This window comes from Streptomyces sp. NPDC056883 (assembly GCF_042788835.1).
In the GTDB taxonomy this organism is placed as follows: Bacteria; Actinomycetota; Actinomycetes; order Streptomycetales; family Streptomycetaceae; genus Streptomyces; species Streptomyces stoeckheimensis.
In genome coordinates this window covers 143,020-151,756 of sequence record NZ_JBHUBS010000004.1, presented here as the reverse complement: position 1 = coordinate 151,756, position 8,737 = coordinate 143,020, and the positions used below count along the sequence as shown (strand labels likewise).

Here is an 8,737-nt window from a genome sequence, read left to right as displayed (position 1 = left end):
GTGAGGTTGTGGTGTTGTGGAACAGAGCAAGAAGAGGGGGGGGCGCGTCGGGGGGAAAAAACAAACCCCCGCGACCCCGCTCTCCCCTCCACCCCCGGTGTCCCCCCGAGATCTTGGTGGCGCAGGGATAAAGCTAAGCGCTGCGTAAGCGGCCGGGCGGCCCCGAAGGTCCCGTGATCGATGACCTTGGACCCTTCCCGGATTCCACGAGCAGGAACGCGGGGCCACCGGACCCCGTCCGCCACGGCATCCGCTACGGCCGGTCGAGCCGCAGCCGCTCCGCCCGCGGCAGGCCCGCGACCACCAGGTCGTACGAGTCCTCGACCAGCTCACGGACCAGCGCGTCGGGCAGTGCCCCCGGCCCGCCCGCGGTCACCGTGTTCCAGTGCCGCTTGTTCATGTGCCAGCCCGGCACGATCGCCTCGTGCTCCGCCCGCAGCCGCACGGCCTGCTCCGGATCGCACTTGAGGTTGACCTTCAGCGGGTCGCCGTCCAGCGCGCTCAGCGCGAACACCTTCCCCAGCACCTTGAACACCGAGGTCTCCGGGGTGAAGGGGAACTCCTCCACCGCCGCGTTGAACCCCAGGCAGAAGTCGCGCAGCTCCGCCGGCGTCACTCCGTCTCCCCGTCCTGCTCCTCCACCGGAGCCACCGGCTCCACCAGCACGGTCACGATCTTGTTCCGGCGTCCCGCCGGGGACTCCGCCGTCAGCCGCAGCGGCCGCCCGTCCGGCAGGTCCACCACCGCCGAGGCGCCGGCGATCGGCACCCGGCCCAGCGCCTTGGCGAGCAGGCCGCCGACCGTCTCCACATCCTCGTCGTCGAAGGAGTCCACCTTGAACAGTTCGCCGAGGTCGGTGATGTCCAGCCGCGCGGTGACGCGGTAGCGGTCCCCGCCCAGCTCCTCCACCGGCGGGAGTTCCCGGTCGTACTCGTCCGTGATCTCACCGACGATCTCCTCGAGGATGTCCTCGATGGTGACGATGCCCGCGGTGCCGCCGTACTCGTCGATGACCACCGCCACGTGGTTGCGCACCGACTGCATCTCGCGCAGCAGGTCGCCGGCGTTCTTGGTGTCCGGCACGAACACCGCGGGCCTTATCGCCGTGGAGACCAGGTCGCTCTCCGCGTCCCGGCTGATGTGCGTCTTGCGGACCAGGTCCTTCAAGTACACGATGCCGACGATGTCGTCCTCGTTCTCCCCGGTCACCGGGATGCGCGAGAAGCCCGACCGCAGCGCGAGCGTGGTCGCCTGACGGACCGTCTTGTACCGCTCGATGCAGACCAGATCGGTGCGCGGCACCATGACCTCGCGCACGAGCGTGTCGCCCAGCTCGAAGACCTGGTGCACCATGCGGCGCTCGTCGTCCTCGATCAGCGATTCCTTCTCCGCCAGGTCGACCATCGCGCGCAGTTCCGCCTCGGAGGCGAAGGGCCCCTTGCGGAAGCCCTTCCCGGGGGTGAGCGCGTTGCCGAGGAGGATCAGCAGCTGCGGGATCGGTCCCATGATCCGGGCGAGCGGTACGAGGACGTAGGACGCGGCGGTCGCCGTGTTCAGCGGGTGCTGCCGGCCGATGGTGCGCGGGGACACCCCGACCGCCACGTAGGACACGAGCACCATCACGGCGATGGCCACGAGCAGCGCGGTCCAGTTCTCCCCGAACTCGTCGAGGCAGACGTACGTGACGAGCACGCCCGCCGCCATCTCGCAGGTGACCCGGACCAGCAGCGCGACATTGACGTAGCGGGTGGGGTCGCCGGCGACCTGGGCCAGTTTCGCGCTGCCGCGCCGGCCCTCCCGTACGGCCTGCTCGGCACGGAAGGCCGAGATCCGGGCGATCCCGGACTCGGCGCACGCGGCGAACCAGGCCACCACGACCAGCAGGACGGCTCCGGTGATCAGCTGGAGATCACCGGTCATGAGACGGTCGGCGCCGGGGACGGGCCGGTCACGCCGTTCTCGCTGCGCCAGCCGTCGACGATGGCCGCCTGGAGGCCGAACATCTCGGCCTTCTCGTCCGGCTCCTCGTGGTCGTACCCGAGCAGGTGCAGCACCCCGTGGACCGTCAGGAGCTGGAGCTCCTCGTCCATGGAGTGCTGCGTCGGCGCGTCCTCGCCCTGCTTCTTGGCGACTTCGGGGCAGAGCACGATGTCACCGAGGAGCCCCTGCGGGGGCTCCTCTTCGTCCTTCGACGGCGGACGCAGCTCGTCCATCGGGAAGGACATGACGTCGGTGGGTCCGGGCAGGTCCATCCACTGGATGTGGAGCTGCTCCATCGCGTCCTCGTCGACGACGATGACGGAGAGTTCCGAGAGCGGGTGGATCCGCATCCGGGTGAGTGCGTAGCGGGCGATGTCGAGGATCGCCCGCTCGTCGACCTCGGTTCCGGACTCGTTGTTGACGTCGATCGACATGGTGCGCTGATTTCTACTTCCGCTGGAAGCCGTTCCGCGACTGCTTCGCGTCCTGGCTGTCGTCGTACTTCTCGTACGCATCGACGATACGGCCGACCAGCTTGTGCCGGACGACATCCTCGGACGTGAGCCGCGAGAAGGCGATGTCCGGAACGCCTTCGAGGATGTCCTGCACCTGCCGCAGACCGCTCTTGGCGCCACCGGGGAGGTCGACCTGGGTCACGTCACCGGTGACGACGATCTTCGAGTCGAACCCGAGCCGGGTCAGGAACATCTTCATCTGCTCGGGGGTGGTGTTCTGCGCCTCGTCGAGGACCACGAAGGCCTCGTTGAGCGTCCGGCCGCGCATGTACGCGAGCGGCGCCACCTCGATGGTCCCCGCCGCCATCAGCCGCGGGATCGAGTCCGGGTCGATCATGTCGTGCAGGGCGTCGTAGAGCGGCCGCAGGTACGGGTCGATCTTGTCGAAGAGCGTGCCGGGGAGGAAGCCCAGGCGTTCGCCGGCCTCGACCGCCGGGCGGGTCAGGATGATCCGGCTGACCTGCTTGGACTGCAGCGCCTGCACCGCCTTGGCCATGGCGAGGTAGGTCTTGCCGGTACCGGCGGGGCCGATGCCGAAGACGATCGTGTGCTTGTCGATCGCGTCGACGTACCGCTTCTGGTTCAGGGTCTTCGGGCGGATGGTGCGGCCACGGCTGGAGAGGATGTTCTGGGTGAGCACCTCGGCGGGCGTCTCGTCCGGACCCTGGCCGTTGCCGCTCGACTTGAGCATGGCGATCGAGCGTTCCACTGCGTCCTCCGTCATCGGCTGCCCGGTGCGGAGCACCAGCATCATCTCGTCGAACAGGCGTTGGATCAGCGCGACTTCCGCCGCGGCGCCGATCGCGCTGACCTGATTGCCCCGAACATGGATGTCGGCCCTCGGGAAGGCCTTCTCGATCACGCGCAGCAGGGCGTCGCCCGAGCCGAGGACGGACACCATCGGATGGGTGGCCGGTACGGAGAAATGGGCTCGCGCCTGCCCCGGCGCGGGGGTCTTGGCTGTCGGTGTCTGAGTCATGGGCCGGCACTGTGGCCTGCGCATACCTCCCACTGAGGGGCCGCGCCGATCGACGGCCACCGGACTTCCAAGCCTACGTCGCCACCTCGCCATCCCCGAGGGGTTTTACGGGGCCTCTGCACGGGGCCCGCCGCCCCGGCCCGGACCAGCCCTTCCGGCATTGCCCGGAGCAGCCCCTCCGGCCCGAACCAGCCCCTCCGGCGTTTGAGGAGCGGGGGTCCGGGGGCTGGCCCCCGGCAACGGCGCCGCACCCGACCACCGGGGGGGCCACCCGGGGCGAGGGGGCGCAGCCCCGTACGCCCCCGTTCCCCCGGCCGGCCAGGCCCTACGCCGACTGGCGGAAGCCGATCGTCGGGACCGCGCGGCGGCGGCTGGCCGGGGCGGCGGTGCGCGGGACGAGGTCGTCGAGGAAGCGGTACCGACCGCGCAGGGCCTCCGGGGCGGTGCGCCACCAGTGGGCCACCTCCGGCCAGCCGGGGGCCGACAGGGAGCCGCCGAACTCCTGCACGGACAGGGCGGCCGTCAGGCCCGCGAAGGCGAGCCGGTCCGCGAGCGGCCACTCGGCGAGGGTGCCGGTCAGGAAGCCCGCCACGTACACGTCGCCCGCCCCGGTCGGATCCAGGGCGTCGACCGCGATCGCGGGGACCTCGGCGGTCTCCCCGGTCCGCCCGTCCACCGCGTACGAGCCCTCGGAGCCCATCGTCACCACCGCGATCGGCACCTTCTCGGCCAGCGCCCGGGCCGCCGCGCGCGGGCAGTCGGTGCGCGCGTAGGCCATCGCCTCCCCCGCGTTGGGCAGGAAGGCCTCGCAGTGCTCCAGGTCGGCCAACGCCCCCAGGTCCCAGCGGCCGCTGTCGTCCCAGCCGACGTCGGCGAAGACCCGGGCACCGCGCCGGGCCGCCTCGGCGACCCAGGCCTCGCCGCCGCCCGGGCCGAGCGAGGCCACGGCCGCGCGGGCCCGGGGCGGGCACTGGGGGAACGGGCCGGGGTCCGCCGGGAGCGGGGCCTCGTGGCCGTGGGAGACCATCGTGCGCTCGCCCTCGTACGCCATGGAGACGGTGACGGGGCTGTGCCACCCGGGCACGGTCCGCGACATCGAGAGGTCGATGCCCTCGCCCTGTTCGAGCGCGTCCCAGCAGTACTCCCCGTAGTGGTCGTCACCGAAGGCGGCCGCCAGGGAGGTGCGCAGGCCGAGCCGGGCGAGGGCGGTGGCCATGTTGGCGACGCCGCCGGGGCTGGAGCCCATGCCGCGCGCCCAGGACTCCGTGCCGCGCACGGGGGCCGAGTCGAGGCCGGTGAAGATGATGTCGAGGAAGACCGTGCCGGTCAGGAAGACGTCGCAGCCGGGTTCATGGGGGTCGCGCAGCGGACCGAGCGGGTCCACGGCGGAGTCGAGGCTGTCCCGGCTGCTGCGACTGGTCACGATGTACTCCCCGTTCGGGTCGGTTCGGTTCGGTTCGGGTCAGTTCGGGTCGGTTCGCGTTCTGATCTTGGCGGGTCGTTTCTTCAATCGGCTTCTTCAGGCGACTTCTTCAATGGGCCTCCCCACTGGGCCCTTTCACCGGGCCCCTTCACCGGGCTCCCATCGGATTCAACCCGCGTCCGCCGTCAGGCCCTCCCTCCCGGGCGGGCCCGGAATACAGTGTGACGCAGATCACCGCCTGAACGCCCTTCTCCGGGGATCGGGCCGCTTGATAGATATGAGCCCCGCGACCTTGCGGAATCTCACGCTCCACCTGCACCACATGGAACACCCGTGCCCGACCGCACCCCCGCGCCGCCCGCCGCCTGGCCGCTCGTCGCGCTCTTCACCTCCGGTTACGTCGCCCCGTACCTGTTGCCGACCGTCGTCGGCCGGCTCGACGCACACCTCCCGCTGAGCCCCGCGCAGGCCGGTCTGATCGGCTCGGTCCTGCTGCTCGGCTCGGCCGCCGCCGGATTCACCCTCGCCTCCCGCATCCCGCGCCACGGGCCGCGTCCGCTGGCCCGGCTCGGGCTGCTGCTCGCCGTCCTCGGGTACGGAACGGCGGCCGCCACCGCGCAGCTCCCCCTCGTCATCGCGGGCGCCGTCCTCGGCGGCTTCGGCTCGGGCACGGCCACCGCCGTGGCCGCCTCCGGGATCGCGGCGCAGCGCGACCCGCACCGGACCTCCGCGCTGGGGCTGCTGTCGGTGTCGGCCACGGCCGGGGCCCTGTACCTGACCCTGCCCCGGCTCGGCGGCGGGCACTGGCTGCCGTTCGCGGCGATCGCCCTGGTCGCGCTGGTGTGCTGGCCCGCGACGGGGCGCCTGCCCGGGGCCGACCGCGCGGAGCGCACGGACCTCACGGAACGTGCCGACGGCACCGGCCGGGCCGTACGGGCCTCCGTGCGGCTGCCCTACCCGCGCGCCGGGATGGTGCTCGCCGGGGCCCTGATGCTGTGGTCGCTCGCCCAGAACGCCCTGTGGGGCGTCAGCGGCCGCATCGGCGCGCAGCAGGCGGGCCTGTCGGAGGTCACCCTCGGCATGGTCTTCGCCGCCGCGCTCGGCGCCGGGCTGCTCGGGGTCACGGCCGCCTCCGCGCTCGGGGCCCGGCTCGGCCGGGCCGTCCCGGTGGGCGCGGGCACGGCGGTCATCGCCTGCTGCGTGGTGCTGGCCTCGCACTCCCACGGCCTGGGCACCTTCGCCGCTGGGGAGATCCTGTGGAACGCGGTCTACCCCGTCGTGCTCTCCTACGCCATCGGCCTCGCGGCCGCCCTCGACCCGCGCGGGCGCTGGGCCGTCCTGGTCGGTTCCGCGTCCTCGCTCGGCGTGGCCTGCGGGCCCGTCACCGGGAGCCTGCTCGCCGAGGGTGCGGGGTTCCCCGGCATGGGGCTGGTCCTGGGCGGCCTGCTGCTCGCGGTGGCCGGGCCGATGGCCGGGGTCGCCCTGCACGTCGGCGGGCGCCCGCTGACCCCCGGCTCGGTGCGGCGGCGCGGCGGGGCCCCGGCGGCCGTGCTCGCCGCCGGAGCGGGGACGCCGGCCGGATCGGTGCCGCGGGTCGGCGCGCAGGAACTGGAGGTCGTGGAACTCGGGCGGCTCCGCTCCCGCCCGCTGCGCCTACCGCCGCTCCGCGTCCTGCTGCCCTCCCCGACGGCGGCCCGCCGCAGCCGCGACAAGACCCACCGCCGGGCCAGGACCGACGCGTAGCCACCCGGTACCCGCACACGGGAAACCCCCGTCCGACACAAGGCGAGCCACCTCCCCCCGCCCGGCCGCCAACTCCCGCCTCCGGCGCCCCCAGCAGGCTCCGCGCGGCCCCCGCGCCCCTGCGGCAGCCGATCCCCGCCCCAACACGTCCCACCCCGGCAGGCTCCGCGCGGCCCCCGGGCCACCCCCGCCATGACCCCCATGGCCCAGCGGCAGCCGATCCGGCGTCACTCCCAGCTCGACCCTTGCCACCCCGACCCAACACATCCCACCCCGGCAGGCCCCACATGGCCCTCAGCAGGCTCCGCGCGGCCCCCGGTGGCCACTCCCGCCATGGCCCCCGCGGCCCTGCGGCAGCCGGACCGGCGTCACTCCCGGCTCGCCCCCTCGCCACCCCGACCCAACACGTCCGCCCCGGCAGGCTCCGCATGGCCCTCAGCAGGCTCCGCGCGGCCACGGCGACCGGTCTCCCCCGTGGCCCCGGCAGGGTTCCCCCCGGCCCCCGGCAGCCGGTCCCGCGTGGCTCTCCCGGCTTGGCCTTGCTGCCCCGCCCGAACACGACCCGCGGCGCCGGCGGCGGCCGGGACGCGCCCGCATGTCCCGTACGGGCAGGCGGTCGTGCCGGTCGGTCGCCCCTGCGCAGACGCACGCGGTCGTGCCGGAAAGCGGGCATCGGCTCCGTCCGCCGGGGTTACCGGTCCGCCGCCCCCGCTGCCCCGCCCGACGCCGGGTCGGACCAGGAGCCGTCCGCGGCTCCGCCGCCATCGGGCCACTCCTGCGCGCCCGCGCCTTGGGCGGATCCGTCCGCAGTGGCGTCGTCGACGGCAAGGTCCTCGTACGCCCCGGCGGCAGCCTCGTCCCCGGCGTGTTCGTCGACCGCGGGGGCCTCGGCGCGGTCCGGCGGTCCCGCGGGCTCCGCGTCCCCGAACCCCTTGAAGCCCGCTTCCGTCATGTCCGCCCCGAACGGCCCACCTCCGAAGACCGTGTCCGCGGCACCACGGCCCTCGTCCCGGAACTCGGGCTCCGGCCCCTGCCCGCCCCGGGCCCCCATGATCCGGTCATCTCTCCCCCTCGCTCGAGCGCCGCTCCACCGTGCCGGACCCGCCCGCGGTGTCGCCGGCGCCGGCACCCCAAGCATCCGCACGGCGAGGTGCGGACACAAGGAGTCGGAGGAGGCGGCGGTCGGCCTACCCGGCCCGCTTCGGCACGGGGACCCGTACGAGATCGGCGGCGATCGTGAGCTCGCCCTCGAAGCCGGCCGCGCGTGCCTGGCGTTCGAACTCCGACGGGTCGGTGTAGCGCTGCGAGAAGTGCGTCAGCACGAGGTGCCGCACACCCCCGTCCCGCGCCACCCGGGCCGCCTGCCCGGCGGTGAGGTGCCCGTGGTCGGTGGCGAGTTGGACGTCCTCGTCGAGGAAGGTCGACTCGATCACCAGCATGTCGCAGCCCGCCGCGAGCGCCTCGACGCCCTCGCAGAGCCGGGTGTCCATGACGAAGGCGAACCGCTGTCCGGCCCGCGCCTCGCTGACCTCGTCGAGGGTGACCCCGCCGAGGCTGCCCTCACGCTGGATCCGGCCCACGTCCGGCCCCTTGATGCCGTGCCGGGCGAGCAGTTCGGGCCGTATCCGGCGCCCGTCGGGCTCGGTGACCCGGTAGCCGAAGGACTCCACGGGGTGCGAGAGCCGTACGGCGTCCAGGGTGTACGCCTCCCCGCGGGCCAGGACCCCGTCCTCGGCCACCGGCTCCTCCGCGAGCTGCACGGTCTCGCGGTAGGCCGTGGCGTACCGCAGCCGGTCGAAGAACTTCTGTCCGGACGCCGGGTAGTGGGCGGTGACGGGGTGCGGGACCCGGTCGAGGTTGATCCGCTGGATGACCCCGGCGAGGCCGAGGCTGTGGTCACCGTGGAAGTGGGTGACACAGATCCGGTTGATGTCGTGCGCGGCCACCCCGGCGCGGAGCATCTGGCGCTGGGTGCCCTCGCCGGGATCGAAGAGGATGCCCTCGCCGTCCCAGCGCAGCAGGTAGCCGTTGTGGTTGCGGTGGCGGGTGGGCACCTGGCTGGCGGTGCCGAGGACCACGAATTCTCGTACGGACACG

8 protein-coding genes are annotated in these 8,737 nt (G+C 73.3%); 1 reads left to right on the top strand and 7 read right to left on the bottom strand.

Translation table 11 applies throughout. From position 1 onward, the window contains the following. Nucleotides 1-253 precede the first annotated feature (253 nt). The 5 genes from ACFRU2_RS12530 to ACFRU2_RS12510 form a co-directional block, all read right to left on the bottom strand. Complete coding sequence (locus tag ACFRU2_RS12530; RefSeq protein WP_274551992.1) at nt 254-616, bottom strand: MmcQ/YjbR family DNA-binding protein; 363 nt, start codon at nt 614-616, stop codon at nt 254-256. Next, nucleotides 613-1,920, bottom strand: a complete 1,308-nt coding sequence (locus ACFRU2_RS12525; RefSeq protein ID WP_274551991.1) for a hemolysin family protein — start codon at nt 1,918-1,920, stop codon at nt 613-615. The genes ACFRU2_RS12530 and ACFRU2_RS12525 overlap by 4 nt, the downstream gene beginning before the upstream one ends. Then, the gene (gene ybeY, locus ACFRU2_RS12520; RefSeq protein ID WP_382971140.1) at nt 1,917-2,414 is read right to left on the bottom strand and encodes an rRNA maturation RNase YbeY; all 498 of its coding nucleotides are present in this window, start codon (nt 2,412-2,414) and stop codon (nt 1,917-1,919) included. Before ybeY ends, ACFRU2_RS12525 begins: the two co-directional genes overlap by 4 nt. A gap of 13 nt (nt 2,415-2,427) precedes the next feature. Then, a complete protein-coding gene (locus ACFRU2_RS12515; RefSeq protein WP_382971137.1) occupies nt 2,428-3,474 on the bottom strand; it encodes a PhoH family protein in 1,047 nt (348 codons plus the stop codon). A gap of 325 nt (nt 3,475-3,799) precedes the next feature. After that, entirely contained in the window at nt 3,800-4,900 is a 1,101-nt protein-coding gene (locus ACFRU2_RS12510; protein ID WP_382971882.1) for a PfkB family carbohydrate kinase, read from the bottom strand. Nucleotides 4,901-5,230: 330 nt separating this feature from the next. Here ACFRU2_RS12510 and ACFRU2_RS12505 point away from each other — a divergent pair, with 330 nt between their 5' ends. After that, nucleotides 5,231-6,640, top strand: a complete 1,410-nt coding sequence (locus ACFRU2_RS12505) for an MFS transporter (RefSeq protein ID WP_382971133.1) — start codon at nt 5,231-5,233, stop codon at nt 6,638-6,640. Nucleotides 6,641-7,331: 691 nt separating this feature from the next. Here the strand turns inward: ACFRU2_RS12505 and ACFRU2_RS12500 are convergent. Together ACFRU2_RS12500 and ACFRU2_RS12495 are read right to left on the bottom strand one after the other, a co-directional pair. Then, the gene (locus ACFRU2_RS12500; RefSeq protein ID WP_382971132.1) at nt 7,332-7,691 is read right to left on the bottom strand and encodes a hypothetical protein; all 360 of its coding nucleotides are present in this window, start codon (nt 7,689-7,691) and stop codon (nt 7,332-7,334) included. Nucleotides 7,692-7,827: 136 nt separating this feature from the next. Beyond that, on the bottom strand, nt 7,828-8,736 hold the full coding sequence (locus tag ACFRU2_RS12495) for a ribonuclease Z (protein WP_382971129.1): 909 nt from the start codon (nt 8,734-8,736) through the stop codon (nt 7,828-7,830). Between the last annotated feature and the right edge of the window lies 1 nt (nt 8,737).

What these genes read in the sequence shown, in the direction of transcription:
- ybeY (WP_382971140.1), bottom strand. Translation starts at nt 2,414, where the DNA reads ATGTCGATCGACGTCAACAACGAGTCCGGAACCGAGGTCGACGAGCGG.
- ACFRU2_RS12515 (WP_382971137.1), bottom strand. Translation starts at nt 3,474, where the DNA reads ATGACTCAGACACCGACAGCCAAGACCCCCGCGCCGGGGCAGGCGCGA.
- ACFRU2_RS12525 (WP_274551991.1), bottom strand. Translation starts at nt 1,920, where the DNA reads ATGACCGGTGATCTCCAGCTGATCACCGGAGCCGTCCTGCTGGTCGTG.
- ACFRU2_RS12500 (WP_382971132.1), bottom strand. Translation starts at nt 7,691, where the DNA reads ATGGGGGCCCGGGGCGGGCAGGGGCCGGAGCCCGAGTTCCGGGACGAG.